30 protein-coding genes are annotated in these 25,736 nt (G+C 66.5%); 14 read left to right on the top strand and 16 right to left on the bottom strand.

The window, feature by feature from the left end; all coding sequences use genetic code 11:
• Positions 1-21: 21 nt before the first annotated feature.
• The gene (locus QQZ11_RS01975; protein WP_284548397.1) at positions 22-1,287 is read left to right on the top strand and encodes a M18 family aminopeptidase; all 1,266 of its coding nucleotides are present in this window, start codon (positions 22-24) and stop codon (positions 1,285-1,287) included.
• Between the two features lie 91 nt (positions 1,288-1,378).
• Here the strand turns inward: QQZ11_RS01975 and QQZ11_RS01970 are convergent, their stop codons facing one another.
• Positions 1,379-1,681, bottom strand: a complete 303-nt coding sequence (locus tag QQZ11_RS01970; RefSeq protein ID WP_284548396.1) for a hypothetical protein — start codon at positions 1,679-1,681, stop codon at positions 1,379-1,381.
• A gap of 162 nt (positions 1,682-1,843) precedes the next feature.
• Between QQZ11_RS01970 and ychF the strand changes: the two genes are divergently transcribed.
• The 5 genes from ychF (at position 1,844) to QQZ11_RS01945 (ending at position 5,119) form a co-directional block, all read left to right on the top strand.
• Complete coding sequence (ychF, locus tag QQZ11_RS01965; RefSeq protein WP_284548395.1) at positions 1,844-2,914, top strand: redox-regulated ATPase YchF; 1,071 nt, start codon at positions 1,844-1,846, stop codon at positions 2,912-2,914.
• Between the two features lie 88 nt (positions 2,915-3,002).
• A complete protein-coding gene (locus tag QQZ11_RS01960; protein WP_284548394.1) occupies positions 3,003-3,212 on the top strand; it encodes a hypothetical protein in 210 nt (69 codons plus the stop codon).
• 210 nt (positions 3,213-3,422) lie between these two features.
• On the top strand, positions 3,423-3,818 hold the full coding sequence (locus QQZ11_RS01955) for a hypothetical protein (RefSeq protein WP_284548393.1): 396 nt from the start codon (positions 3,423-3,425) through the stop codon (positions 3,816-3,818).
• Between the two features lie 103 nt (positions 3,819-3,921).
• A complete protein-coding gene (locus QQZ11_RS01950; RefSeq protein WP_284548391.1) occupies positions 3,922-4,206 on the top strand; it encodes a hypothetical protein in 285 nt (94 codons plus the stop codon).
• 196 nt (positions 4,207-4,402) lie between these two features.
• Positions 4,403-5,119, top strand: a complete 717-nt coding sequence (locus tag QQZ11_RS01945; protein ID WP_284548390.1) for a DUF4236 domain-containing protein — start codon at positions 4,403-4,405, stop codon at positions 5,117-5,119.
• Positions 5,120-5,538: 419 nt separating this feature from the next.
• On the opposite strand, the gene QQZ11_RS01940 is transcribed toward QQZ11_RS01945, so the two are convergent.
• From QQZ11_RS01940 to QQZ11_RS01900, 9 genes are all read right to left on the bottom strand, one after another.
• A complete protein-coding gene (locus QQZ11_RS01940; protein WP_284548389.1) occupies positions 5,539-6,327 on the bottom strand; it encodes a hypothetical protein in 789 nt (262 codons plus the stop codon).
• A gap of 2 nt (positions 6,328-6,329) precedes the next feature.
• Positions 6,330-6,566: a hypothetical protein gene (locus QQZ11_RS01935; protein WP_284548388.1), complete on the bottom strand. Its 237-nt coding sequence runs from the start codon at positions 6,564-6,566 to the stop codon at positions 6,330-6,332.
• An 11-nt stretch (positions 6,567-6,577) separates the two neighbouring features.
• Positions 6,578-6,940 carry a DUF2190 family protein gene (locus tag QQZ11_RS01930; protein WP_284548386.1) on the bottom strand — a complete coding sequence of 121 codons (363 nt, stop codon included), beginning with the start codon at positions 6,938-6,940 and terminating at the stop codon, positions 6,578-6,580.
• Positions 6,937-7,278, bottom strand: coding sequence for a hypothetical protein (locus QQZ11_RS01925; protein ID WP_284548385.1), 342 nt, complete (start codon positions 7,276-7,278; stop codon positions 6,937-6,939). Before QQZ11_RS01925 ends, QQZ11_RS01930 begins: the two co-directional genes overlap by 4 nt.
• Before the next feature lie 574 nt (positions 7,279-7,852).
• Entirely contained in the window at positions 7,853-7,978 is a 126-nt protein-coding gene (locus QQZ11_RS01920) for a hypothetical protein (protein WP_284548383.1), read from the bottom strand.
• 190 nt (positions 7,979-8,168) lie between these two features.
• A complete protein-coding gene (locus QQZ11_RS01915; protein WP_284548382.1) occupies positions 8,169-10,160 on the bottom strand; it encodes an AAA family ATPase in 1,992 nt (663 codons plus the stop codon).
• Positions 10,153-10,533: a hypothetical protein gene (locus QQZ11_RS01910; RefSeq protein ID WP_284548381.1), complete on the bottom strand. Its 381-nt coding sequence runs from the start codon at positions 10,531-10,533 to the stop codon at positions 10,153-10,155. Before QQZ11_RS01910 ends, QQZ11_RS01915 begins: the two co-directional genes overlap by 8 nt.
• Positions 10,534-10,635: 102 nt before the next feature.
• Positions 10,636-10,896: a helix-turn-helix domain-containing protein gene (locus QQZ11_RS01905; protein WP_284548380.1), complete on the bottom strand. Its 261-nt coding sequence runs from the start codon at positions 10,894-10,896 to the stop codon at positions 10,636-10,638.
• A gap of 357 nt (positions 10,897-11,253) precedes the next feature.
• Positions 11,254-12,606 (bottom strand): recombinase family protein, encoded by a 1,353-nt coding sequence (locus QQZ11_RS01900; RefSeq protein WP_284548379.1) that lies wholly within the window; start codon positions 12,604-12,606, stop codon positions 11,254-11,256.
• Positions 12,607-12,681: 75 nt separating this feature from the next.
• Here QQZ11_RS01900 and QQZ11_RS01895 point away from each other — a divergent pair, with 75 nt between their 5' ends.
• The gene (locus QQZ11_RS01895; RefSeq protein ID WP_284548377.1) at positions 12,682-13,236 is read left to right on the top strand and encodes a hypothetical protein; all 555 of its coding nucleotides are present in this window, start codon (positions 12,682-12,684) and stop codon (positions 13,234-13,236) included.
• A 248-nt stretch (positions 13,237-13,484) separates the two neighbouring features.
• On the opposite strand, the gene QQZ11_RS01890 is transcribed toward QQZ11_RS01895, so the two are convergent.
• Complete coding sequence (locus QQZ11_RS01890; protein WP_284548376.1) at positions 13,485-13,841, bottom strand: hypothetical protein; 357 nt, start codon at positions 13,839-13,841, stop codon at positions 13,485-13,487.
• 264 nt (positions 13,842-14,105) lie between these two features.
• Between QQZ11_RS01890 and QQZ11_RS01885 the strand changes: the two genes are divergently transcribed.
• Together QQZ11_RS01885 and QQZ11_RS13620 are read left to right on the top strand one after the other, a co-directional pair.
• On the top strand, positions 14,106-15,104 hold the full coding sequence (locus QQZ11_RS01885) for a phosphotransferase family protein (RefSeq protein ID WP_284548375.1): 999 nt from the start codon (positions 14,106-14,108) through the stop codon (positions 15,102-15,104).
• A 797-nt stretch (positions 15,105-15,901) separates the two neighbouring features.
• The gene (locus QQZ11_RS13620; RefSeq protein WP_446698801.1) at positions 15,902-16,336 is read left to right on the top strand and encodes an HIT domain-containing protein; all 435 of its coding nucleotides are present in this window, start codon (positions 15,902-15,904) and stop codon (positions 16,334-16,336) included.
• Positions 16,337-16,381: 45 nt separating this feature from the next.
• Here QQZ11_RS13620 and QQZ11_RS01880 read toward each other — a convergent pair whose 3' ends face one another.
• Together QQZ11_RS01880 and QQZ11_RS01875 are read right to left on the bottom strand one after the other, a co-directional pair.
• The gene (locus QQZ11_RS01880; RefSeq protein ID WP_284548373.1) at positions 16,382-17,185 is read right to left on the bottom strand and encodes a hypothetical protein; all 804 of its coding nucleotides are present in this window, start codon (positions 17,183-17,185) and stop codon (positions 16,382-16,384) included.
• Positions 17,186-17,360: 175 nt separating this feature from the next.
• Positions 17,361-18,536 (bottom strand): glycoside hydrolase family 26 protein, encoded by a 1,176-nt coding sequence (locus QQZ11_RS01875; RefSeq protein ID WP_284548372.1) that lies wholly within the window; start codon positions 18,534-18,536, stop codon positions 17,361-17,363.
• Between the two features lie 120 nt (positions 18,537-18,656).
• On the opposite strand from QQZ11_RS01875, the gene QQZ11_RS01870 reads away from it, so the two are divergent.
• Positions 18,657-19,070: a hypothetical protein gene (locus QQZ11_RS01870; protein WP_284548370.1), complete on the top strand. Its 414-nt coding sequence runs from the start codon at positions 18,657-18,659 to the stop codon at positions 19,068-19,070.
• Between the two features lie 88 nt (positions 19,071-19,158).
• Here the strand turns inward: QQZ11_RS01870 and QQZ11_RS01865 are convergent, their stop codons facing one another.
• Positions 19,159-19,332 carry a hypothetical protein gene (locus QQZ11_RS01865; RefSeq protein WP_284548369.1) on the bottom strand — a complete coding sequence of 58 codons (174 nt, stop codon included), beginning with the start codon at positions 19,330-19,332 and terminating at the stop codon, positions 19,159-19,161.
• A 147-nt stretch (positions 19,333-19,479) separates the two neighbouring features.
• Between QQZ11_RS01865 and QQZ11_RS01860 the strand changes: the two genes are divergently transcribed.
• Together QQZ11_RS01860 and QQZ11_RS01855 are read left to right on the top strand one after the other, a co-directional pair.
• On the top strand, positions 19,480-19,878 hold the full coding sequence (locus QQZ11_RS01860) for a YchJ family protein (RefSeq protein ID WP_284548368.1): 399 nt from the start codon (positions 19,480-19,482) through the stop codon (positions 19,876-19,878).
• Positions 19,879-19,917: 39 nt separating this feature from the next.
• Positions 19,918-20,310 (top strand): SRPBCC family protein, encoded by a 393-nt coding sequence (locus QQZ11_RS01855; protein WP_284548366.1) that lies wholly within the window; start codon positions 19,918-19,920, stop codon positions 20,308-20,310.
• 138 nt (positions 20,311-20,448) lie between these two features.
• Here the strand turns inward: QQZ11_RS01855 and QQZ11_RS01850 are convergent, their stop codons facing one another.
• The gene (locus tag QQZ11_RS01850; RefSeq protein ID WP_284548364.1) at positions 20,449-21,480 is read right to left on the bottom strand and encodes an aldo/keto reductase; all 1,032 of its coding nucleotides are present in this window, start codon (positions 21,478-21,480) and stop codon (positions 20,449-20,451) included.
• A 130-nt stretch (positions 21,481-21,610) separates the two neighbouring features.
• Here QQZ11_RS01850 and QQZ11_RS01845 point away from each other — a divergent pair, with 130 nt between their 5' ends.
• On the top strand, positions 21,611-21,970 hold the full coding sequence (locus QQZ11_RS01845) for a GatB/YqeY domain-containing protein (RefSeq protein WP_284548363.1): 360 nt from the start codon (positions 21,611-21,613) through the stop codon (positions 21,968-21,970).
• A 57-nt stretch (positions 21,971-22,027) separates the two neighbouring features.
• Here QQZ11_RS01845 and ppk2 read toward each other — a convergent pair whose 3' ends face one another.
• A complete protein-coding gene (gene ppk2, locus QQZ11_RS01840) occupies positions 22,028-22,924 on the bottom strand; it encodes a polyphosphate kinase 2 (protein WP_026377782.1) in 897 nt (298 codons plus the stop codon).
• Positions 22,925-23,150: 226 nt separating this feature from the next.
• On the opposite strand from ppk2, the gene QQZ11_RS01835 reads away from it, so the two are divergent.
• Complete coding sequence (locus QQZ11_RS01835) at positions 23,151-25,676, top strand: glycogen/starch/alpha-glucan phosphorylase (RefSeq protein ID WP_284548361.1); 2,526 nt, start codon at positions 23,151-23,153, stop codon at positions 25,674-25,676.
• Positions 25,677-25,736: the final 60 nt, after the last annotated feature.

The raw sequence follows: 25,736 nt of genomic DNA, 5'->3' as shown, positions 1-25,736 counted from the left end.
GGCCATGGTTGACTGGCCGTCATGCACAGTTCTGCGCGCGAGCACCTGTCGGACTTCCAGGCGTTCATCGAGTCGTCCCCGTCGAGCTACCACGCGGCGGCGGAGGTGGCCCGACAGCTCGAAGCGGCGGGTTTCACCCGACTGGACGAACGACAGCCCTGGCAGCGGGCCCGCGGCGGGCAGTTCATCGTCCGGGACGGTGCCGTGATCGCGTGGTTGGTGCCGGACACCGTCAACCAGCTCACCGGGTTCAGGATCGTGGGTTCCCACACGGACTCGCCCGGGTTCAAACTGAAGCCGCACCCCACCTCGTCCACCCACGGGTGGCAGCAGGCCGGCGTCGAGGTCTTCGGCGGTCCGCTGCTCAACTCCTGGCTCGACCGCGACCTGGGCCTGGCCGGGCGGCTGACCACCTTCGACGGCCAGACCCACCTCGTGCGCACGGGGGCGTGGCTCCGCATCCCGCAGTTGGCCCCCCACCTCGACCGCAGTGTCAACGACAACCTGCACCTGGACAAGCAGCAACACCTGCACCCGGTCTGGGCCGTCGACAGCGACACCGACCTGCAGACGATGCTGTGCGAGCAGGCAGGCATCGACCCCGACGAACTCGCGTTCTGCGAGGTGCTGACCTACGCCACCGAGCGTCCCGGCCTGTTGGGGGCACACGAGCAGTTCTTCGCGGCGGGACGGATGGACAACCTGTCGTCGGTCCACGCCAGCCTGGTGGCACTCAAGGACGCTGCCTTGGGCGACGACATCGCCGTGCTGGCGGCGTTCGACCATGAGGAGGTGGGTTCCTCGACCCGTTCGGGCGCCTGCGGTCCGATCCTCGAGGACGTGCTCACGAGGGTGGCCGCCGGGCACGACATCACCGGAGACGGGTTCCGGGCGATGTTGGCGCGGTCGACGTGCATCTCGTCTGACGCCGGTCACGCGGTGCACCCCAACTATGCCCACATGCACGACCCCGGCAATCGGCCGGTGGTGAATCGTGGCCCGCTGCTGAAGATCAACGCGAACCAGCGCTACGCCACCGATGCGGTGGGAGCCGCGCTGTGGAAGCGGGCGTGCGAGGCGGCCGAGGTGCCCACCCAGGACTTCGTGTCGAACAATGCGGTGCCGTGCGGTTCGACCATCGGGCCGCTCACGGCGACGCGGCTCGGCATCACCGTGGTCGACGTGGGCATTCCGCTGCTGTCGATGCACTCGGCCCGTGAACTGTGCGGGGTGGACGACCCGTGGTACCTCTCCCGGGCACTTGAGGCCTACTGGGCCGGCGCCTGAGGCGGGCACCATGCAGAGGAGCCGTCGTCCCAAGTGGGACGACGGCTCCTGATGTCTGCGTTCGGCGTTTCGTCAACGCCGGACGAGCCGATCAGCCCTGCGAGGCAGCGCCCGCGACGGCGATGATGGCGATCACGATGTACAGCGCGATACCCACGATGTAGATGATGCCGAAGATCTTGCCGAGCAGGTAGCCGGTCTTCAGGTTGCCATCGAACGCGTAGGGAGCGCCCGCGGCGATCTCCTTCTTGGCCTGGCCACCCTGGTACCAGGCGATCCACGAGCAGATGCCGACGAAGATGCCGACGATGCCGAGGATGAAGACGCTCTGGGCCTTGGGGTGCTCGGCGGTGGTGCCGTAGGCCTGCTGCTGGGGAACGTAATTCTGGGACATGGAAGCTCCTGAAATGATCAATGCCCGGACGGACGTGATGAGTATGGCAGCGGTTCGGGTCATGACATCTGACCTGATCAGCGCGTGTTGCATACCGCTGGTATACGGGTGGCCAGCGGGGCCGGCGCCTCGTGAGGGTGTGGGCCGGTAGGATTGCCCGACGTGGCACTCACCATCGGCATCGTCGGGCTCCCCAACGCGGGCAAGTCCACCCTCTTCAATGCGCTCACCCGCAACAACGTGCTCGCCGCGAACTACCCGTTCGCCACGATCGAGCCCAACGTCGGGGTGGTGGGCGTTCCGGACTCGCGGCTGGCCGACCTGGCGAAGATGTTCCACTCGGCGCAGATCCTGCCCGCGACCGTCAGCTTCGTCGACATCGCCGGAATCGTGAAGGGCGCCTCGCAGGGCGAGGGGATGGGCAACGCTTTCCTGGCCAACATTCGCGAGGCCGACGCCATCTGCCAGGTCACCCGCGTGTTCCGTGACGCCGACGTCACGCACGTGGACGGGGCGGTCAACCCGAGCAGTGACATCGAGACGGTGACCACCGAACTGATCCTCGCCGACCTGCAGACCCTCGAGAAGGCCATGCCGCGGCTCGAGAAGGAGGCGCGGATCAAGAAGGAGTCCCAGCCCAAGCTCGCCGCGTGGCAGCAGGCGATGGACTCGCTCAACGCCGGGGTTGGTGTGTACGCGGCCGGGCTCGACCTGGAACCGCTGCGCGACCTGTTCCTGCTGACTGCGAAGCCCTTCCTCTACGTCTTCAACTGCGATTCGGACGAACTGGGCGACGAGGACCTCAAGCGGCGCATGCGCGAGATCGTTGCCCCGGCCGAAGCCATCTTCCTCGACGCCAAGATCGAGTCGGAGATGGTCGACATGGAACCCGACGAGGTGCGCGAGTTTCTCTCCGACATGGGGGTGGACGAGCCGGGCCTCGACATGCTCGCTCGCGTCGGTTACGAGACCCTGGGGCTGCAGAGTTACCTCACGGCCGGTCCCAAGGAGGCCCGGGCATGGACGATCCACCGCGGGTGGACGGCTCCTCAGGCGGCGGGTGTCATCCACACCGACTTCGAGAAGGGCTTCATCAAGGCGCAGGTGGTCAGCTTCGAGGACCTGATGGCCGCGGGGTCGGAGCAGGCCGCGAAGGCCGCTGGGAAGATGCGGCTCGAGGGCAAGGACTACGTCATGCAGGATGGCGACGTGGTGGAGTTCCGTCACGGATAGACATCTCGGCTAGGTATTGGGTGCGTCGGTCGCTGACTCTGGTGGCACCCTCGCGACAGGGCGGGGCCACCTACAGAAGGAGCACGACATGCCCAAGTCCAAGCAGATGAAGAAGGCCAGCAAGAAGCTTGAGGAGGTCATCCTTGGCGGTCGCGACCAGGATTACTTCCTGCTCGCGAACACCCTTAGGGACTTCATCGACCGCGGCGAGAACCCGTCCGAGTACTTCCTGAAGCGGCTGACCGCCTACGAGGCAGAGGTGGCCCAGTGGGACCGGCTGAACACGGCGGCGCTCTGACCCCGGCGCGGCCTCCGAAGGCACCGGGCATCCGGTGCCTTCGGGGGCTTGTCGGCCCTCGGCACTAGTCTGTGGCCCATGTGGGAATGGTTACGGGGTGCGGTCCCCTGGCTGGCATCCGGCGGGTTCACCGTCCTGGGTGTCTGGGTCGGGCAGAGTGAGCAACGACGCGCTGAACGCAGGCGCGATGCACTGGCCCATGGGGACCTCGTGAGGACCAAGATCATGGACTACCTCGGTGCCCTCCGTGACCAGATCGTGTTCATGCGGACGATTCAGTCCCTCGTCGAGGGGGGCCTAGACCTCGGGGCTTGGGAGGAGCTGGACAACCCGATGCTGTCCCCGGGGCGCCGCTTCCTCTCGGAGGCGGAGCGGGTCTACCTCAGTTTCGAAGCGCTGCACAAGGCAGCTCTCGAGCTCTCGCTCCTGGTGGATGAGGGTGAGTTCCAGAAGGAGTTGGAGTTGCAGGCCCAGCGCCAAGCCGGGAGACCCCTGAAGAGGAACGAGCATGAATTTGAGACTCCTCAGTTCATGGAGGAGATGGCCGAGGAGTACGAACACATCCACGCCATGGCGAGGGCCTACCTGCGCCGGAAGCGCCGTTGAGGCTGTTGCCAAGTCGTAGCCCAGAGGGGGCTCGCGACGGCGCCAGGGCGCGGCAATGTTCTTCCTTGTAAGCAAGTAACCACCCCTGACAAGGAGAAACACCATGGCCCGCAAGACCGAGACCACTGAGACCGCCGCCCCCACGACCTGCGTGAACGGGCACCCCCGCGACGCCTTCTGGACAGTGACCGCCTCTGGCCGCAAGTACTGCAGGGCATGCGCTGCAGCGGCCTCCAGGGCCTCGAAGGCGAAGAACCTCACCCCCAACCCGAAGCGTCTCACCCCCGAGGTGCTGGGCTTCCTGGAGGAGCTGTTCACCGCCTCCAAGCGCGGGTCCGAGGAGACCCGCGAGCAGGTGGCCGCCTGGATCGCGGCGCAGAAGGGCTGACTGAATGCCGCCCCCGGGCCGCTCTGGCGGCGCCGGGGGCTTTCCTTCCGTCCCTGGGCGCGACACGATTGCCCCAGGTCTTCTGTGGGGCCTCCTGGGAGAAGGGCCGTCGTGGCTGGTAGAGCCGCGGCGGCCTTCTTCCGTCTTCCGGCATCCTCCCGGCCGAGGTGCACCTGCCCGGTGCGAGCATGTCCCCATGGGGATCCGGTTCAGGAAGAGCTTCAAGATCGCTCCTGGCGTGCGCGCCACGGTGGGCAAGAAGTCGGGATCGGTCAGCCTCGGTGGCAGGGGTGGGCGCATCACCGCCTCGACCACCGGGCGCACCACCACGTCGGCCAGCGTGCCTGGAACCGGCGTGGGCTGGACGTCCTCGGGCGGGGGTGGGAAGAACCGCCAGTCCGCGCCTCCGCCGGACTCGTCCTCGCCGCCCTCCGGGTCCTCCTCCCGCTCAGGGTGCGGGTGCCTCGGCTTCATCGCCCTGATCGTGGTGGTGATCGTCGTGGCCGTGAGTTGCAGCAGTAGCAGCGCGAGGAAGAAGGCGGCCGAGCCAGGTGCCGGCAGCAGCCCCCTGGTCGTGACCCGTACCGTCCCCTCGGTCATCGACAAGAGCACCTCTGGCCTGGTGCGTGTCGTGCCCGGTGCCGGAGCAGTGCTCACCACGACCACCACCTTCGGGCACACCTCACACCAGGTGTCCGTGACCCTGACCGCGACGAGTACGAACGGCGGCACTCACGGCTTCGCCCTGCACGACGTCGTGGTGACCCTGGTGAGCAGCGACGGGAGCACACTCGGGTGCAGCGACAGTGACCTGAGGCGGGAGCCGAGTGTCGGCCGCGGTGAGTTCACGGTGGAGCGGCCGTGCGTCGCCCTGCCCGAAGACGTCGTGAGGGTCGTCTACACGGACTCGTGAGGGGCGCGTGAAGGCCCCGGAGCGTCCCTGGGGGCTCCAGGTTCGTCCGTGTGACCTCCTGAGGTCAACCCCTGCCTAGCGCCAGGGCCGGGGCGCACGGGGAGTCCAGGGGACGACCGCCAGAAAACTGGACGTCAAGGGGGCGGACGCTGCGCGGCAGCGTCCGTGATCCCTCCCCTGGGCCCCCGGGACCCCCTATCTCACGTATGAGATGTGGTCGTATCTCACGAATGAGATGTGGTCGCCGGCTGGATCGGGCCCTCCGCCGCAGAAATGGGTGTGGCCCGCCACCATGAAACATGGTGACGGGCCACGAGGCGCAGGCCGGGTCTCAGTGCACAGAGAGGGGCACTCCCCGGCCTTCACTCACCCTTGCCCGGTCCGACGCGGGGGGTGGAGTGTTGACGCCGGCTCGTTGGTCAGGCTGCCCCGAACCGTCCCCGGGCGATGGCGATCGCGTCGTCGACGTGGGTGTCACCGGCGGCCCGGATGTAGTCCGTGTGGCTGACCTCGTCCACCCGGTTCAGGTGCAGGTCGTTGGCCACCTGCAACCAGCGGACGTGCCCCGCCCCGTGGGTCGCCTTGGGGAGTGCCCGAGGCGGGTCGGTGACGGTCACGCCCCAGTTGATCGCAGGGGTGTCCACGTTGCCGTAGCCGTCGATCACCGCCGGGGGGAGGTCGAGGGCCGTCGAGAGCAGCTCGCGGATCTGGAGCACACGGTCAAGCGTGGCGCCGTGCTTGTCGCGGAACTCCTTCCAGGCATCGCGGGCCTCCACCGGCAGGTCCAGGAAGGTCTCCGCCGTGGCCTCCGGCGGGACGCCCAAGCCGATCACCTCCCGCGCCTTCCCGGCGGCCTCGTCGAAGGCGGGCCTCAGCTGGTCGATCACCTGGTCGGCGTCGGCCCTGATCAGGGCAACGAGGTCGGCGGTGGCTGCACCGATGAGCACCTTCTGCAGCTCCCAGTGCAGTGCCCCTCCCTCGCTGGAGCTGCCGTGGTACGCGAGGAACTCCGTGGCGAACCGGCGGATCCGGGCCGGTGACGCCGACAGGATGTTGTCGGGCAGAGGCGGTTCCATCGAGGTGGCCTGCCAGCCCTCGACCATCTTCAGCTTGTCGAGGTGCGGCAGCTTGATCCGCATCCCCTCCAAGTGCTGGGCCAGGGTGCGCAGTTCGAGCAGGCGCTGGGGGCCTGAGGTGGGAACGGTCATGGTCATACGTCCTTCCGGGAGATGTGGTATGCGACGACCTGTCCGTCCTTCACGAGCTGGTCGAGGCGGTCGGGGGGGAACTGCGCGGGGTCGTCGGGCAGGAAGTCGCCCTGCCAGTAGGAGGCCTGCTCGGAGGTGACCCCCGGGTGGTCGGAGTGGGTGACGGCCCGTTCTGCGACGACGACGGTGCCGCTGACCCGGTAGACGGTCACGGTGTCGGGGCTGTTGTGCTGGTCCATGTCTGCGCCCCTCACCGGTTCATCTGAACGTCGACCTGGGCACCGTCAGCGACGGTCTCCAGGGCGATGCCAATCGGGTTGGTGGTTCCGGTGGCCGAGACGGCCCCGCCGGCGGCGGTGTAGACCTTGGCACCGGCAGTGATCGCGCCCGAGGCGACGGGGCGCTGGACCCCGTCCAGGGACACGGTCACCGCCTCGCCGGACTTGGCGTCGTGCAGGGCGACGCCCAGCACCTTGGCGGAGTCGGCGCCGGCCATGGCCACCGCCTTCGAGGTGGTCACCTCGACGACACGACCTCCGGTCACGTCTGCCGAGGCAGTGCGGGTGATCGCCGCACCGCGGTCGATCTTGGGCAGGTAGTTGGGCATGGTCATGCTCCCTTGCTGGTAGAGGTGGGCCAGGCGAGCTCGAAGAGCTTGTCTGCGTAGGGGGTGGACTTCTGCGCGGGGGCCGCTCCGGCTCCCGCAGTGGGCCAGGCGAGGTTGTAGAGCACCTCGTCGTCGTCCGCCGGGGCCTTCTTCTTCAGGGCGGTCGCCCGAGGTGCGAAGGGAGAGGGCACTCTGCCGCCGCCCCTGAGCGCTGCCTCGAACGCGGCAACCAACGGGTCGAGTGCCGCGTACTGCTGAGCCAGGGCGCTGGGCCCTGCTTCCTCGAGCAGGGTGCGCCACGGCTCGTGGTGCACCGTGCCGACGATGAAACTGGGACTGGTCATGAGGAAACCTCCTGGTCGGTACTGCTGTCCCGACGGCCGGACGGCCGTCGGTGGTCGTGGTGGGAGCAGCCGCGCGCCACTGTGGCGCGTCGACCTGCTGTCGGCGGAATCCGCCGGGTCGCTCTTCGGTCGGGCGGTGGACGGCTTGCCGTGTCGAGTCGTCATCGGGGGTCTCCTTCGTGGGTGGTCCGGTTTTGCTCCTGGGACTCCCCGGGGTCAGGGGCCCTGAGAAGACCTAGGGTTTGGGGCACGGGGAGCCCAGATCGCGACGTGGAGCTCCTGGGGAGCGTCCGGGGCACCGGTTGGGTCGTGGCTCTGGGTCCTGGGACCCCCCGGTCCACCCCTCCCCACACGTAGTGGTGCCTTCCCGCGCTCCCGGCGGCTGCGCAGAGGCTCTTGACCGGGCACCCCCCGCAGGCCAGTGCCGCGGCCCAGCGCCAGTTGCGGTTGTCGCTGGTCCAGGCCTCGGCCCCGGAGCACCGCAGGTCCAGGCCTTCCGACGCCTCGATCAGTGCGCGCCAGGCGGGGCTCGCCGCGTGGATCCCCGGCCAACCGCCCTTGGCTTGTGGCCCGGTCACCGGACGGCCTCCACGGTCGGGCGGTTGATCTTCAGCAGGTGCGCGAGGGTGTTCCCGCCCTGCTGGCAGTGCATGAGGTTGTCCGGACCGGTGGAGACGAGAGCTTGGGCGTGAGCGGTCATGAGGGTGTCCTTCTCGTGGGCGGTGTGGGGCGTCGGGGGGCTGGCTTTTGGTTCTCCTGGTTCTCCCTCCCCCTAAAGGGGTCGGGAGAACCAGAGGGGCGGAGGCCCGGGAAAACCTCAGGAGAACCTCGGGAGAACCAGGAAAACCTCTCCTGGCTAGGCGTTTCAGTTTGGGAGAACCAGAGGCCCCTCATGAGGTTTTCCCCTCTTGGAGCTCCAGGAAAACCTCAGGAGAACCTGACTGCGAGGCGAGGGTGTAGGCCTTGCCGTTGCCCTTCTTCGTGGGCCCCTTGACCAGTGCCCCGGAGCGCTCGCCCTGCAGCAGTGCCTTGCCGACATCACCGCTCGAGAAGGTGACCCCGCGCTCCTTCAGCTCCTTTTCCAGGGCCCTGACGCTGTCGAACGCGAAGCCCTCCTCGAGCAGGGGGAAGATGTGGCCGAAGAGCAGTGCGGTGGTCTTCTGGCTCTGCGCCACCTTCTGGCGGTTGCCACCGCCGGTCAGGGACAGCGAGCGCGTGGTGTGGTCGTACCCGAGGGCGTCCTCCGCAACGTCCACGTCTCGGCCGTTCGCCTTGAAGAACCTCTGGCCGGCATCGTCCTTGGTGAGGTTCCAGATCGCGTCCGGCCAGTCCTCCAGGGCCGATGCGCCACGCGACCGCTCACCCGCCCATCCTGCGTGCACCGGCAGGAGCAGCTCGGTGGCGCCCACCTCTGCCCTGGTCCAGCGGCCCAGCTTCAGCAGGAAGGTCGAGACCTCGCTGTTGCTGTTCTGGTCCGAGCCGGTGAAGACGTTGGCGAACGGATCGACCACCAGGGCCTTGGTTCCCCGCACCTTGAGCATCGCCGCCAGCTGTCCCATGTCCTCTTCGTGGTTGAAGGGGTTGCGCCGCCCGCGGAGGTTGACCACGGTCATGCGCTCGCGGTCCAGGTGGTGCTCTGCGGCCCAGCGGGCGAACTGGTTGCCCGACACCTCGAAGTTGAGATAGGCGATCGAGCCGTCGATGGGCTTGACCTCGAACTGGCCGAGGAAGGGCTCCCCAGTCAGCAGCGCGCGGCACCAGTTGAGGGCGAGGGTGGACTTGCCCGTCTTGCGGGGCGCTACCAGGACGATGCTGGAGTCCAGCGGCTGGAGGCCGTCGATCCGGTACCTGGTCGGCTCAGCGGTGGCGATCAGGTCGCCGAGGCTCATGAGCTCGAAGGACGGCATCGGGGGCTCGGTCATCTGCTTGTGCAGCTGCCGGGCACGATCGTCCACCAGGCGCTTCTTGACCGCTGCCATAACGGCGGGGTCCTCGACCTCCCGGAGCACCTCGGCCTGCTGGTTGGGCAGCCACGCCGGGATGTCCAGCGGGTCGACCGCGTCCCCGTAGGAGAACACCGAGCTCACGCACTTCTCGACCTGCGCCTCGTCCAGCGGGGCAGGGCTGTTGCGGTTCGCCTCGCGGGCTGCGAGCAGAGCCATCTCGCCCGACCCGGTGGTTGCCTTCACGAACCCTGCGAGCTTGGTGATGCCAGCGTCCCGCTCGCCTTCCTGGAAGCCCTCCCGGAGCATCAGGTCGAGCTTGGCTTGCCCGTGCTCGTCCTTGAGGCCACGGGCCTTCTTGGAGACGGATCGAACAAGCCCACGCACCCAGGCCGGCAGGACCGCGACCGTGTTGGAGGACAAGGCATCCCGCAGCCGGTCGAAGTCGTAGAGCACCACGTACCCGCTGGCCAGGTAGTCCAGAGCGGTGCCGAGCTGGCCATTGGTGAGCCTGACTCGCAGGTCGTCCACGTCTTCCCCGAAAGGCGACTCGGGCAGGCGGAAGAACAGGTGTCCTCCGCCGCTCGGCGTCTCGACCTGGAAGGTCTCGGGGAGCTGGAGCTGCTGGTCAGCCTGGAGCTCCTCCAGGGACTTCCAGCCGTCCTTGCCCCGCTTGACGTCAGGGTCCAGCACGGCGAGACGCGACTTCTCCAGGTTGATCCCGAACCAGCAGAAGCCAGGTTCAGCGGTCCACTTGGCCCACTGCTCGGGGTCATTGCTGGCGTCGTGGTGCCCATTGCCCCTGAGGATCGGCGCCTTATTTGCCCCGACCGGGAAGAGCCAGAGCGCGACAGAATGATTCTGAGCTTCTCCTTGCTCACGGCTGGAATGGGCCGCCTCGTTGGGCGCGGGGCGGCTTTCCATTTCCTGGTCAGTCATCGTCCCCCTCCTGGTCCTTCGGGCAGAGGCACTCCAGGCCCTCGGCGTGACGGCATTCTTCGCAGAGTGGGGCCACGACGGCGATGAAGGGCAGGTCAGGCCATGCCTGGATGAAGCTCAGTGCCTCGCTGGCGACTGAGTCCTCGTGCGGGCAGCGGAAGCAGGTCAATGCAGCCCCTTGCACGTCGTCCAGCAGGCAGGCCCGGCAGAGGAACTGCCCCGGCTGCCAAGCGGGCATGAGCTGGGCGTCGCCCCTGTCGAGGTGGGGGCACGTGTACCCGAATGGCTTCTGCTCGGTCTCGGTGCGGAGGTCAGCCAGCATGTCGTGGAGGCGCCAAGTAACCATCGGGTGGGGGGTCAGAGGATCAAGCACGCCGCGCCCCCTCGAGGATGCGACGGATCTTCTCGACGCGCTCGGGCGTGATGGGTGGCTTCTGCGCCAAGGTCCGCTTGACGGAGGCACGGGTGAGCGCGTTCACTTCGCCACCGCCTCGTCGTTGGGGCGCTGTCCCTTGGTGGGGCGCGGGGCGTTGCGGAGTTCCTCGGTGAAGAGCTTCTCGACCGGAGCACCGATCCAGTCAGCGATGCGCTGGAGGTCGCCGGGGGAGCCCCATGACGAGCCGGTGAGGATGTTGGAGAGCCGTCGGTAGGGGATGCCCACCTGCGCGGCAACCTGCTGCTTCTTGAAGATACGGTCGGCCGCGGGCTGGCGGCCAAAGGTGGTAACCCAGGGCATGGCGAAGACCTCTTGTCTGTGCAAGAGGTGGATCCGCAATCACACGCTCACTGGAGGAGCACTCACTTCGGGCTCGAAGCCCTACTTTGCCTCCGGGCGGACCAGACCTGGAAACCCGGCGCATTGCCGACTAGGCGCGCCCTCCAGAACTGCTCCGTGATTGATGCCAGCTCACACCGCGCAAAGCGCGGCGGGTAGGGGTTGATGATCTGCACCGCCCCCGTCCATCGACCTGTTGCCAGGGCGACTCACCGGACCACCGTTGTTCTGAGGAAAACATTAGCGCCTCATCGCTCGGCAAAACACACCCTTGGCGTTTGCGGGGCACTCGACTTCCGCCCGAGTGCCGGTACTCGGTCACTTCCAGGTGATTCGGACAAGTTCCGGGTTATACATGCGGCTCCCCCTGGGCGCGGGCAGCAGCTCGACCGTGACCAGGGCATCCACGACCGCCCGTCGCGTGTCCAGGTCAGCGGCTCGGAAGGTGGCGGCGGGGTCGGGGGCGCGCATCATCGAGGCGAGGGCTGGCCGTCCCGACTGCTTGGCGAGCTCCCTGGAGACGGTGCTCAGCTCGTCCTTGATGCGGTCGGTCGCAGCCTTGAACCGGGCCCCGTCGATCAATCCCTGGTCGTAGTCCTCGGAGGTCGTCTGGAGCCTCCGGATGAGCCTCTCCTGCCTAGCCACTAGGGGAGACGTCCGGGGAGTCCCAGAGGGTCTCCAGGAGCCCACGGTGGCTGCTTCGGACAGCCATCCCTCGACGAGGGCGCAGACGTGCTCGTCCACCTGCTCCATCGACCTGGAGAGGCACCTGTCCCGGCACGTGTAGCGCTGGCTGGAGCTCGACCTCAGCGGCAGCCCGCAGGTGCCGCACCGGAAGATCCCGGAGCCCAGGTACTTCCTGGCGGTGCCGAAGGCGGTCTTGCGTGCGGGGTCGGACAGCTTGGCATTGACCAAGCGGAAGGTGTCCTTGTCCACGATCGCCGGCCAGTTGCCGTCCCCGATTTCCTCGCCGCGGTAGACCTGAATCCCGGCGTAGCGGGCGTTCGTCAGCATCTCCCGGATCGTGGACTGGTGCCAACGATCCCCACGCCTCGTGGAGATTCCCGACTCTTGGACGCGGCGTGCAATCGCGTAGAGCGACTGGCCATTGGCGAACCACTCGAAGATGTGCCTAACCAGGTCAGCCTCGGGCTGGTTGACGCTTCCGTCCTTGAAGTACCCCGTGAGGCGCGTCCCCAGGGCCGGGCGTCCCATCTCGGCACGCTGGCGAAGGGCGCGCCGCTGCCTGGCACCCTTCCTCTCGACCTCCGCACGGGCCACCGCAGCCTTGATTCGCGCGAACATGCGCCCGCCGTCGGTGGAGAGGTCCGCCTCGCCATTGGCGGTCACCAGGAGGAGACCGCGCTTCTCGGCCCGGTCGATCCAGTCCTCGAGCTGGCGCGGCTGTCGGGTGAGGCGGTCGAGGTCCCAGCAGACCAGGGCGTCGAAGGCACCGGCCTCGTAGTCGCGTGCCATCTGCTCGTAGGCGGGCCTAGCCTTCTTCGCGTCGCTGGCCGAGATGGAGTTGTCCACGTACTCCTGCGCAAGGCCCCACCCCTTGTGCCGGATGATCCCCAAGCAGTCCTCACGCTGCCTGGAGACGGCCAACTGTTCCCCCGTCGCGTCCAGGGACACGCGCAGGTACATTGCCGCTCTGACTTCACTGTTCACCCCCGAATCGTACTTCGCGGGGGAACGTTTGCGAATCTGATTCACCCATGATCCACAGCAGTGCAAAGATCCGGTATGGACATCGCCGCAATCGTGATTTCGGTGCTCTCGCTGCTTGTGGCTGGCATTGGCACCTACCTGTCAGACAAGCGCTCTAGAGAGGCGAAGGCGGAGGCGCAGAAGGCCACCGCCTCCGGTCATTGGTCAGCGCTGCAGGAAGCAGTGCAGCGGCTCCTCGGCTTTGACCCGCTCCGGGAACCGCTGGGCGATCGCATGACCAATCTGAGGATCGCCATGATCGAGCTAGCCGACGACCTGGCGGACTGGGAGGGTCTGAGCCAGTGGTTGGAAGCCGAGCGGCTGCTGGGCGCCACGAACGCACGATTGGTCATGGAGACGGCCAAGCCGGACGACGACATTGACCAGTACCTCGAAAGGCTCCGCCCACTGAAGACATGGGCAACGGTGCTCAGCCAGAACTTGAGGAAGTTAAGGTCGATTGGTCACGATGAGGCGACGCTGGCGAAGCTGCGTGAGATCGCAGAGACACGGGTGAAGAACATCCATGAGCAGAACGGGTGGGGCCCGCCGCCGGGCCCTGACCCTCACATCCAGCCGCTAGAATTCTAGCGGGTCGCACGCTCCGAGATGTCTATGCATCACGGAACATGGTGGAGTTCCGCTTCAACGTGTAGGAGTCCAGCCTTTCCGCCTAGCTGGGCTGCGGGACTGGTACGACTCTGCGGCAGGGCGGGCGTTCAACCGATCGTTCCCCATGCTCAATCTCATAGACGCACTCGCCACAGTCTCCGTGGCGGTCACTGTCGATGCCGGAGCCTGCATGTTAGCTCCAGGGTGGCTGCATGAGTCGCAATCCCCTAGAGCGCGCAGTGCTTTGAATCTGCGCCGACATAGACGACCGTGGCTTGATGCTCGTCTCCCTGATCGAAGAACGCGTGGACGTAGTCATCGATCCCGAGTGGGCTGTCGCGCATGAGAGAGAACACCTCAGCGCCCTGCATCCGATTGGGAAACGGGCCGGTCATCTCGTATGACTGGTAGAGGTCGCAGTCGGTGCCGTGCAGCTCATCGGCATATTCGCGGCTTGCCGATTCACACTTGGCGATCGCGTCTCGGTGACTCTCGGCTCGCCAGAGGGTGACTCGCTCCTCGTACACGTATGACCCGTTGTCGCTCTCGAAGCGAGTGAGCGACCTCACGCCGTAGTGGTTCATCGGTATTGCCTCCCGCTGGTGAGATTGTCAGCAAGGCTAGCGGTCGGTGACTCTCTGTCCATGGGTCATCTGGCGTGCGGAAATGTCTATCGGAAGCGTTATGTGGTGGAGTTCCGCTTCAACGTGTGACGGCGGGCCGCAGGACGCATCCCACTGGTCCCGAAGGATCGTCCGTCAGACCGCTTCGCAGGAACGTCGCACTGCGGAGGTGGTGGCGGCCCTGGACCATGCCTCCCGGGATCGGACACGTGCAAGGCTTGTGTCGTGCGTGATCGGTCGGCATCCCCAGTGAATGAGTCGTCCGATGATCCGGCACTACGCAGGGTCCTCGCGGCCGCGGGTCTGCCGTTGGAAGGACACTTCGTTGCGAAGGCCGGCTGGGTGAGTCAGGCCTGGATTGGCGACGAGTACGTGGTGCGGCTGAGCGAGGGACGCTTCCGCGATGCGTACGACCACGAGGCGGCTGTCGTCGGGACGCTCGAAGGCAGTCAGGTCCCCCACGCCCGTCACATCGCCCATGGCCACGGCCCTGACGGCCCGTGGTACATCTCCGAACGGCTGCCGGGTCGAACCCTGCACGACGTCTGGCCATCGGCCGACCCGGGCACCCGCCGGTCCATGATCGAGAGCCTCGGTGCCGCATTGCAGGCCCTCCACCGCGTTCCTGTCCCGGCTGATCTGCTGCCTCCTTGGCTCGGGGACGCGCTCGCTGGCAAGCCATGGCCCGCGTTCCACCCGCCTGTCGTGGATGCGGCACTCCAGCAGGTTGAGGCTGCACGGCACCGGCCCGGTCACGACATGCGACTGCTCGCAGATGTCGCTGCATGGATCCAGGAGCGGCTCGCGCTGTTCCGCGCCGATGAACACGTCCTCGTCCATGGGGATCTCCACGGATCCAACGTGATGGTCGAAGACGGGCGAGTCACTGGCCTTGTCGACTTCGCGGAAGCGTTGTCCCAGCCGGCGGATGCCGAGCTGGACACCATCCTGCGCTGGTGCGCGAGAGCGGAAGAGTTCCCGCCCACGCCTCTCCTACGAGGCCTCGATCCGAGCACTCTGGCCGAGGTCCCGGGATGGCTGCGCCATGCCTATCCAGAGCTGTTCGAACGCGACCGGCTCCGAGAACGGCTGGACTTCTACGACATGTACATGGAACTGGCCCTGTACGCCCATCACCCGCAGCTCGACATGCGTCAAGCGGCAGGTGCCCGCATCTCGCGCCTTCTCTTCGGTCACAACCACATCGATCGACTCGTCTGGTAGGCCTTCGTCCTCCACGCCCACCGAGACTGCGTCGATGCGCCGGTGTGACCTGATCCCGTGCTGGCCTCGGCATTCGCACGCGAAGTCGTGACGATCGAGCTTGATGTGCGTCGGTCATGGAATGCGATGGAGCTCAGGCACAACGTTCTAGCGTCCTGCGCGCATCATTGGTGCCTGACGCGCTTGGCACGATGCTCGCGGCCAGTCTGTCTGCATGAACCCCATGGGCGAGGTCGTCGAGGACGTCATGGGGGGATCATGTGGGGGAAGCTCGCCACCGAGCGGGACACCTTCGCCATTCAACGTCGCGACGATGGATCGATCACGGTCGACTATGGCCACCCGGATGTGCTCTTTGTTGTCCGCGTGACGCAAGTACGCCGAGACGGCTCTGAAGAGGCACGCTGAATGTCGTGGAGCTCCGCATCCGGGTTGGTTTACGTCACCGAATGTGGTGGAGTTTCGCTCCACCGTGTCGGGGGACGCGCCACCACCAAGGACGCAGATGGTCGGGAAGTGGTACCAGGAAGCCCATCTCGCCGTGATCGATCTGGACGAAGCCGAGCGGCTGATCGGGGGCTTCGACTAACGCAAAGCGTTGGTCTGTTGGCGCTAGAGGGGCGACCTCGACGGCAGGTTCTCGCCGGGTGCGGCTGAGGCTGCGGTGTGTCTCGGACGCTGGCCGGGCGGTCTTCGCTAACGTTCAACACCATGCGGCTGTCCTGCGAAATCCACGTTGAAACGGATGCCATGAGGCACCGTCTGAGCAACACCCGGCCGCTGCGGAATGGTTCCTGATGCCTGCAATGACGTGCGTCTTCTGTGCAATCGTTGCTGGCAGTGAGCCTGCGACGATCGTAGCCGCGAACGAAGGTGCAGTTGCCTTCTTGACGCTGCCAAGTTCCGCTCTTTCGGCTGGTCACACTTTGGTCGTCCCATCCAGTCACAGCGTAGGGCTTCTGGACACTGCCGCCACTGGTCGCGAAGCAGTGATCAATCTCTGTCACGCCGTGGCTCTCGCCATGGTTGATGCCGGGATTGGCACCGGTGTTAACCTGCTGAGTGCCAGCGGCCCTGGCAGTGATCAATCAGTCGACCACTGGCACGTGCACGTGGTGGCTCGTCGAGCTGGGGATGGGATTGATACGTGGCCGGAGACGGCATCTCCTGTAGCGCGGAAGATGCACGCCGAGGCCGGACTGCAGCTTCAACAACGTCTATCCACGGATTGACGATGCGGGGACCGACTGCCCCCGACAAGGGAATCCGACTGAGAGTTAGTTCTCGGGCAGGTCGAGGGCAGACGTTGACTTGTACTCGGGAAATGCCATCCACGACCAACCGCCTCCCGTGTAGGCGAGATAGCGGTGCCAATTCCCCGACCAGATCCATAAGGCATCTAGGGAATTGAACCCGCCCGGCGTAGCCGTGGGGGGGTCAAAGTCATCGGTGAAGAAGCGCATCGGCAGTGCCTCGCTGACGACCACCAAGAAGAGATGGTGCTCCGTGACACCGGCGGCTCGCTCGATCTTCTCCAGATGCCGGGCGATATGCCCGAGCTTGTGCCATGACTCGACGATGCGGGCGAAGTCTGGATGCGTGGATTCCACGAACTCTGCTGCCGTGGCCGGGTAGATGGTGATCCCTTGAGGAGCGCTCGTCCGCCGCAGCCGCCCAACGTCTGCAGCGAGGAAAGTTGCGACTAGCGGTTCGCTCTCCCTGACGGTGGATGGAAGCTCCAAGGGAGAGCCAACCTGCCACCTGTCGCACAGGACTGCGAGACCCATGATCGTTTCCTTGGTGTGTCGATACGGGAAGCTGACCTGGGATGGTCGAAACTCCCACGACCCATCAGTCGGCCACCGCCATTCGTCTGCCAGTGCCAATCCTTGCCATTCGATCGATTCTGGTTCGGTCACGAGCGTCACCTCCAACGCTCCTCGGTGCCCATCCGGCCACGACAGGAGGAAGTCGAATGCTCCCTGCCTGCCAGCGGTGTCGTGCGCGGTGACCTGGGCGCCGGTGGCGCCGGCGACCAGATGAGCGGCGAGTTGCTCCGCACGGTCTGCAAGCGACGACATGAAGGGACTCTATGCAACCTGCAGGTCCATTTCAGGGGCGACTCCGGACACAGGTGGGGGACGGGCGTTACGGGCAGGGTTTGCACGTCCGCTGCTCGGCTCTGATCAAGGGAGCAAGCCTGATCGCCTGTCGGTGGCATTTGGGAAGGCCGCTTCAAGGCGGGGCGCACACCGCTCAGCTGCCGTACTCGAGCCATTGCGGCAAGGCTTTGGCGAAGGCCGCCCGCACGTCCGGGTCCTGGGTGACCGTCCAGTCGACCCGCGCCCTGACCTCGGCCTCGTACTTGTCCCACTCGAACCAGTTGACCATCCTCAAGGCCGGGAACCGTGTGGGGATGTCGGCTGCGAGCACCTGCTGCCACCACTCCTGCTTGATCGCCAGGGCGTTCGACGCGTCCCGCTCGGTGTTGACCAAGGCCGCTGTCTCGGCGATGGCCAGGGGTTTGGAGCGTCCGACGGCGTACTCCGCGTAGAAGTCCGGGACGGCGAGATCGTTGCCCCCGGCCCCCGTGTAGGTGCCGGTAAGTTGCCGGACGAACTTGTCCGGTTCCGCGACCACGTTCGCACCCCAGGGGTAGGTGTTGCCCCAGTGGTACAGGGACATGCCCACCCAGTCGACCGCTGCGTCGCCGGGGTAGTAGGGGGCGTAGGGGTCATCGGTCCCGTCGATGATCCCGTCATGGTTGGTGTCGAGCGCGTCGAAGTCGGCAGTGCCTTCCGTGGCGACGTACCGGCCGCCAGAGAAGGGGTAGCCGCCGCCATAGTTGGGAGCCCACATGGTCGCGCTCGACGCCGTCGAGTGCACCGCAGCGGCCAGCTTGCGGAACGCTTCGACGTAGGCAGTCGGCTGCTGACCCCACGCGTACCAGGATCCGTTCATCTCCTGCCCGAAGCGGACGATCACGCCCACCCCTGAATCGTTGATCCTCGTCAGCAGCGTCACCAGGTCGCTCAGGGCTCCTTCCGTGCTGGCCGCTGAGAGTCCTTCGTTCGGCTCGAGGGTGAGCAGCAGGACGGCTCCCTGGCGGCGAACCTGACCCGCTGCGGCTTCAACGTTCGTGCGGTCGGTGTCGGTCAACGGGAAGCCGGAGAAGTTCACCGCCACCGCCGGGTTGTGGCCCAGGTGGCTGGCGTACTCGGCGAGTTGCTCGCGGGACCAGTCGAGGCTGACCCCGAACATCACGCCGGTGCCTGAGCCGACGGGTCGCTCGGGGGCTTGTGGAATGGGGGTGGACGGGGCGGGAACAGTGGACGTGGGGGCAGCGGCCCGGTCGCTCGATGAGCACGACGTCACCGCGAGGAAGGCTGCGAGGCCCGCGGCTGCCGTCAGGGCCCGTCGCGTTGTCTGCACCGCAGCACTCTAGTCCGACGATCGTGTGGCCTCTGGCAGCAGGGAGGCGGCCCGAGTGGGCCGCACCGAAACGCTGCCCCTGTAGCTTCAGGGCATGAATCCACAGCGCTGGAGGTGCGTGTGACCGCACATGTGGCGAACGAGTTGCTGTCGCGATTGTTGGGCGAGCGGATGTACTCCGTCGAGTTCGTCCTCAATGACTACGTGCAACTGCGATTCGACGGCGATCCGGGCGCAGGCAATCCCGTGATCCTCAACAGCTACGTGTGGCCGCGGGTCGAGTCGCAGGGCCGTCAGTGGAGCGAGCCCGACCTCGGGTACGCCGATGCCCTGCGAAGACTGGTTCCCGGGACGGTCATGTCGACGAGCGAGGCCACGGGTCAGGGGATCCGAATCGGTCTGGACACCGGTGCCGTGGTCATCCATCCCACCCGGGACGAGGTCTTCGTCGAGATCGCCGAGGTGATGGGCTTTCGAGACGGCGCCGGAATGGTGTGGCGACCCGGCGAGGACAGCTTCGAAGACGTCATCTGACCCTCTCTGATCGCGGCGCGTGTCGGACGCGCCTCGCCCACCCGACCCCACCGGCGAGGAGGGGCAAAGCACGCGGGTGAGGTAGCTGTCAGGGGGCCGTCCGGCCCACGTAGCGGAACCAGAAGGCAGCGAACAGCAACACAAGCGCCACGTTCGCGGCGAGCCGGGGCCAGAAGTGGCCGCGGAAGAAGGCCAGGTCAACGCCCACCACGGTCGCCACCAGCGCCAACCCGTAGAGCAGGGAGACCAGTGATCTGGACATGGGTTGCCTCGAATCCTGAAGGATGAACGGTCCGGCCTTGGGCGGACGGCATCGTCGTTCGAGGAAGGTCTGCACCCATTCTCCTCCTCCGACCAACGGCGTCCTGCCTGGGACGTCACCACCGGCCCGACCGCTACGCTCACCGCCATGGCCAACCCAGCTGCGCGCGACCTCACGGGAGCGTCGTCCCTCGCCCGCGAGTGCGCCTGTGGCGGTGGTGACTACGGTCGATGCTGCGGTCCCATCCATCTGGGAACGCCTGCGGAGACCGCCGAGCAGTTGATGAGGTCCCGCTATTCGACGTTCGTGCTGGGGCTGGGGGAGTACCTGGTCACCACGTGGCACCCGAGCACTCGTCCCGACCATGTCGACACGGCCGGGGTGGTGTGGACCGGGCTCGACATCGTCGACGTGGTCGACGGTGGCGCGCAGGACTCCCGGGGCGTGGTGGAGTTCGTGGCCCACCACACCGGGGGTGACCTGCACGAGAGATCGCGCTTCGAGCGCCGAGCCGGACGATGGTTCTACCTCGATGGAACGTCCTGATCCTGCGCCCGGCGGCGCGAGCGCGACGACACTGGTGACATGCAGAGCCGACATGTGAGCCGCGTCATCGCGGCCCCCTTCGCCACCGTCCACGACTACGTCCGCGAACCGGATCACCTGCCGCTGTGGGCCGAGGGCCTGGCCCAGGCCGAGGTGTCGCGAGAAGGCGACGAGCTGGTCATCGCCTCACCGATGGGGCAGGTGCGGGTGCGCTTCGTCCCCCCAAACGACTTCGGAGTGGTCGACCACGACGTGACGATGCCCGACGGGGTCACCCAGAACAATCCGATGCGGGTGCTGGTGCACCCCGAGGGAAGCGAAGTGGTCGTCAGCGTGCGCCAACTCGACCTCACCGACGAGGAGTTCGAGGGCGACTGTGCGCAGGTGGCCGCTGACCTCGACCGGTTGGCGGAGTTGCTGGAGCAGTCCTGAGGGGTGTCGTGGGAGCGGACGTGATCTCGACACGCGGCTCGTTCCTCACCCCTACTCGATCGACGGTGGAGGTCGGCCCCTCCTCGATCGACGCTCCTCGGCCCGACCTGATCGGCCGGGCCGAGGACTCGTCCGTGATCAGCGCCCGAAGGAGAGCTCCCGGCTGCGCTGACCAACGCCACGCTCGCCGTAGGGGTAGTCCGGAAGCACCGGGCGCGAGACCTCGTCCAGCGCCTTGGTGTGGGCCTCGTCGAGATGCACGTCGGCCATCTTGAGGGCCTCGTCCAGCTGCTCGGTCGTGCGGTTGCCGAGGATCGGTGCGGTCACCATCGGACGATCCGCCACCCACGCCAGCGCCACCTGGGCCATCGTCAGCCCCGTCTCGTCGGCGACGCGGCGGACCACGTCGAGGATGTCCCAAGCCTTGTCGTCGGACTGCTTGTCGGCGTAGTTCTCCATGCCGCGCTTGGGGTCCTCGCCCAGACGAGTGGCGCCGGTCGGGGCCTGCTCGCGGGAGTACTTGCCGGTCAGCCAACCGCCGCCGAGCGGGCTCCACGGGATCAGACCGATGCCGTACTGCTCACAGGCGGGCACGATCTCGAGCTCGATGTAGCGCGTCAGCAGGTTGTACTGGGGCTGCAGGAGCACGGGGTGCACCATGCCGCTCGCACCAGCCAGTTCACTGATGGCCGCGATCTGCCAACCGATGAAGTTGCTCAGCCCGAAGTAGTGGATCTTGCCCTGGCGCATGGCATCGTCCATGAACCTCAGCACCTCGTCCAGCGGGGTGAAGGGGTCGAACGCGTGCACCTGGTAGAGGTCGATGGTGTCGACCCCCAAGCGGCGCAGGCTCGCGTCCAGCGCCGAGGTCAGGTGCTTGCGGGAGAGGCCGACACCGTTGGGGTGCTGACCGGTGGGGAAGCGTCCCTTGGTGGCGATCACCACCTCATCGGCGCGGCCGTCCTTCTGCCCGAGCCAGCGCCCGATGATCTCCTCCGACACCCCGCCGTTGTAGACGTCGGCGGTGTCGATGAAGGTGCCGCCAGCCTCCACGAACGCATCCAACTGGGCGTGTGCGCCACGCTCGTCGGTCTCCTTGCCGAAGGTCATCGTGCCCAGGCAGAGCCTCGAGACGCTGACCCCGGTGCTGCCCATCGTGCGGTATTCCATGGTGGTTCCTCACTCCTCGAACAAGAAATGTTGACCTGCCAATTCTGTCAGCCGCACCCGAGGCGGGCAGGGGTTGCCGGTCAAGCGCGCAAGGAACTGCGCGTGGCCCTCCGTGTGGTGAGGTGGGACCATGACGATTCGCGACCAGATCCAGTCCGCTCTCACCGAAGCGATGAAGGCCCAGGACACCGTGGCCGTGGGCGCCCTCCGCAGCGCCCTGTCGGCCATCGGCAACGCGGAGGCGCTGCCGGTGAGCATCGTGCCCTCGGCCGGCGCCATCGAATCGGCGGTCGCGCTCGGGTCGGCGGAGTCCGATCGGCTGTTGCTCGACGACGACCAGCAGCGCGAGGTGGTGGAGAAGGAGGTCGCCGAGCGCGAGACCGCCATCACCCACTACGACGAACTCGGACGATCCGACGCCTCGGAGAAGCTGCGCGCCGAGGTGGCGACCCTGCGTGACCTGCTGGCCGGCAGGCCCCACGAGGCCTGAGCGAGGCCGGCTCGGGCAGAGGGCAGTGCTGACCGAGCCCGCCCGGCCGCAGAGGGGTCAGTCGCCCTGGCTGTGCTTGGCCCGTCGGACGATCTTGTCGTCGGGCGCATAGACCACCGAGTTGTCGCGTCCCTCGTAGTCGAACTGGTACAGGAACGAGCGCATGGCGTTGATGCGGGCGCGCTTCTTGTCGTTCGACTTCACCGTCGTCCAGGGGGCGAGCTTCTTGTCGGTGCGCAGCAGCATCGCCTCCTTCGCCTCGGTGTAGTCCTCCCACTTGTCGAGCGACTCGAGGTCCATCGGCGACAGCTTCCACTGGCGAACCGGATCAAGCTGGCGCAGCGCGAACCGGGTGCGCTGCTCGTCCTGGGTGACCGAGAACCAGAACTTGGTGAGCGAGATGCCCGAGTCGACGAGCATCCGCTCGAACAGCGGCGCCTGCCCCATGAAGATCTCGTACTCATCCGGCGTGCAGAAACCCATCACCTTCTCGACGCCTGCCCGGTTGTACCAGGACCGGTCGAACATGACGATCTCGCCAGCGGTGGGCAGGTGCTCGGCGTACCGCTGGAAGTACCACTGGCCCTTCTCGCGTTCGGTCGGCGTGTTCAACGCAACCACGTGTGCCGCACGGGGGTTGAGGTGCTCGGTGAACCGCTTGATCGTGCCCCCCTTGCCGGCCGCATCCCGTCCCTCGAAGACGATCACGTGCTTGGCACCGGTGTCCTGGCTCCAGTACTGGAACTTCAGCAGTTCGATCTGCAGCGCGTACTTCTCCCGTTCGTACTCGGGACGCGACATCAGCTCGTCATAGGGGTAGTCATGGCGCCAGGTCTCGGATGCCTTGCCGTCGGGGGAGATCAGCTGCGGGTCCTCAGCCTCGGCGCCGACGATCCGGTACCCCTCGTCCTTGAGATGGTCTATGTACTCCCGCATGTTCATGCGCTGCTTCATGGGCCCAGCATTCCGTACACGGGTGACAAATCGGTGAACCACGCCTCGCCCCGAGACCCAGCCGCCGGGCCCCCGGTTGCCGGGTCGTCCTCGGGAAGGGGGTCCGGACGAGCCGGGCACAGGGAGGGTCGGGCCGGCGACCCGTGAGGTTCTTTCACACGGCTGTGACCAAAGCGATACCGGCCGGTTCGGGCCCCCCGGCGACCACCCATTAGGGTGTCGTTCCATGGTGCCTCCTCAGACTCCGGTCGGACCCCAGAAGCCCGTCACCCATCCGCTCGGCCTGGCCCCGGTGGCCTCGCCGGCGCACACCTCCGACGGCCTCGTCCGGACCTTCCTGTACGAGCTGAACACCGAGCAGGGGCGAACGCTGTCGCGATCGACGGCGCATGACCAGTACCTGGCCCTGGCGCGCACGGTGCGGTACTACCTGATGGCCCGCTGGTTGGAGACCAACCGCAAGCAGCGCGAGTCCGGCAGCAAGATGGTCGGCTACCTGTCCGCGGAGTACCTACTGGGACGACAGCTCAGCAACGCGCTGCTGGCGGCCGACCTCAACGACGTCGCCCGTGAGGCCATGGAATCGCTGGGTCTCGACCTGAACGAACTCAAGGACCTCGAGGTGGAGCCCGGGCTCGGCAACGGTGGCCTGGGACGTCTGGCCGCCTGCTTCATCGACTCGGCCGCCACCAAGAACGTGCCCACCATCGGTTACGGCATCCGCTACGAGTACGGCATCTTCCGTCAGACCTTCGTCGACGGTGCCCAGGTGGAGCAGCCCGACACGTGGCTCGAGCTCGGCAACCCGTGGGAGTTCCCCGACCCGGAGTCGTCCGTCGTGGTGAACTTCGGCGGCCAGACCGAGAAGTACGTCGACGACGCCGGTGTCGAGCGCACCCGCTGGGTGCCCGCCTGGAACGTCAAGGGCGTGCCCTACAACTACATGGTTCCCGGTTACCGCAACGGCCGGGTGAACACCCTGCGGCTGTGGAGCTCGGTGGCCACCAACGCGTTCGACCTGGCGATCTTCAACTCCGGCGACTACGCCCAGGCCGTCCGCGCCCAGACCTTCGCCGAGAACATCACCAAGGTTCTCTACCCCGAGGACTCCACTCCCCAGGGCAAGGAACTGCGGCTGCAGCAGCAGTACTTCTTCGTCACCTGCTCGCTCTACGACTTCCTCGACAACGAACTCGGCCCCGACTTCGACCTGCACCGGCTGCCCGAGCGGATCATCTTCCAGCTCAACGACACCCACCCGGTGATCGCGGTGCCGGAACTGATGCGCATCCTCGTCGACGAGCGTGGGCTCGAGTGGGACGAGGCCTGGCAGATCACCCAGAAGTGTTTCGCCTACACCTGTCACACGCTGCTGCCCGAGGCGCTCGAGGTCTGGTCGACCGAACTGCTCGGACGCCTGCTGCCGCGCCACCTCGAGATCATCTACCGGATCAACGAGGAGTTCCTCAAGACGGTGCGCGAGAAGTTCGGCCCCGACGAGTGGCGCGTCCGGCGCATGTCGATCGTTGCCGACCACCCCGCCCAGTCGGTTCGGATGGCGAACCTCGCCTCGGTCGCCGGCGTCAAGATCAACGGCGTCGCCGAACTGCACTCCCAATTGCTGCGTGACAAGGTGCTGCCCGACTTCAACGAGCTGTGGCCCGAGAAGTTCACCAACGTCACCAACGGTGTCACCCCGCGTCGGTTCATCAAGATCGCCAACCCCGGCCTGTCGTCGCTGATCACCAGCGCCATCGGACGAGGCTGGCTGACCGACCTCGAGCGACTCGGTGAACTCGAGCCCTTCGCCGAGGACGAGCAGTTCCGCCAGCAGTTCCGCGAGGTCAAGCAGGCCAACAAGGCGCGTCTGGTCGCGCTGCTGGAACGCCGCGACGGCATGCACCTGCCCCACAGCGAGTCGGGCCAGGGCCACCTGCTCGACGTCATGGTCAAGCGACTGCACGAGTACAAGCGCCAGTCGATGAAGCTGTTGCACGTGGTCTCGACCTACGAGCAGGTCATCCACGGCCACGTCGACCCGACGACCCTGACCCCCCGCACCGTGGTCTTCGGGGCGAAGGCCGCCCCCGGCTACCGCGTCGCCAAGGAGACCATCCGGCTGATCAACCGGGTGGCCCACGTGGTCAACAACGACTCCCGCATGCAGGGCATGCTGCACATCGCCTACCCGCCGAACTACAACGTCACCCTGGCCGAGACCCTGATCCCGGCGGCCGACCTGTCGGAACAGATCTCGCTGGCAGGGCAGGAGGCATCAGGCACCGGCAACATGAAGTTCGCCCTCAATGGTGCCCTCACCGTCGGCACCGACGACGGCGCGAATGTCGAGATCCGCAAGCTCGTGGGCGACGACAACTTCTTCCTGTTCGGCATGGACGAGCCTCAGGTCGCCGAACGCCAACGCCAGGGCTACCGGCCATCCGAGGTCTACGAGTCCGACCCGCAGTTGAAGGCCGCCATCGACCTGATCGCCTCGGGCACCTTCTCCGACGGGGACCCCCGCGGGTTCGACTCGATCGTGTCGAACCTTCTCTCCGAGGACCGGTTCATGGCCCTGGCCGACTTCCGCTCCTACGTCGACGTGCAGAAGAAGATCGAAGAGAAGTACGCCGACACCGAGGTGTGGACGAAGGCGGCCATCCTGAACGTGGCCCGCAGCGGTTTCTTCTCGTCCGATCGTTCGATCAGGGACTACCTGCAGCGCATCTGGGGCGTCGTTCCCGAGATCTGATCGGCCTCCCGGCTGGACCTTGCCGGTCCAAGTGGATCCATAACCGTCCCGTGGGGCGAC

It is taken from the genome of Aestuariimicrobium sp. T2.26MG-19.2B (assembly GCF_950101875.1).
GTDB classification, from domain to species: Bacteria; Actinomycetota; Actinomycetes; order Propionibacteriales; family Propionibacteriaceae; genus Aestuariimicrobium; species Aestuariimicrobium kwangyangense.
Note: the sequence above shows the minus strand (reverse complement) of the source record. Positions and strands in the feature narration are given on the sequence as shown.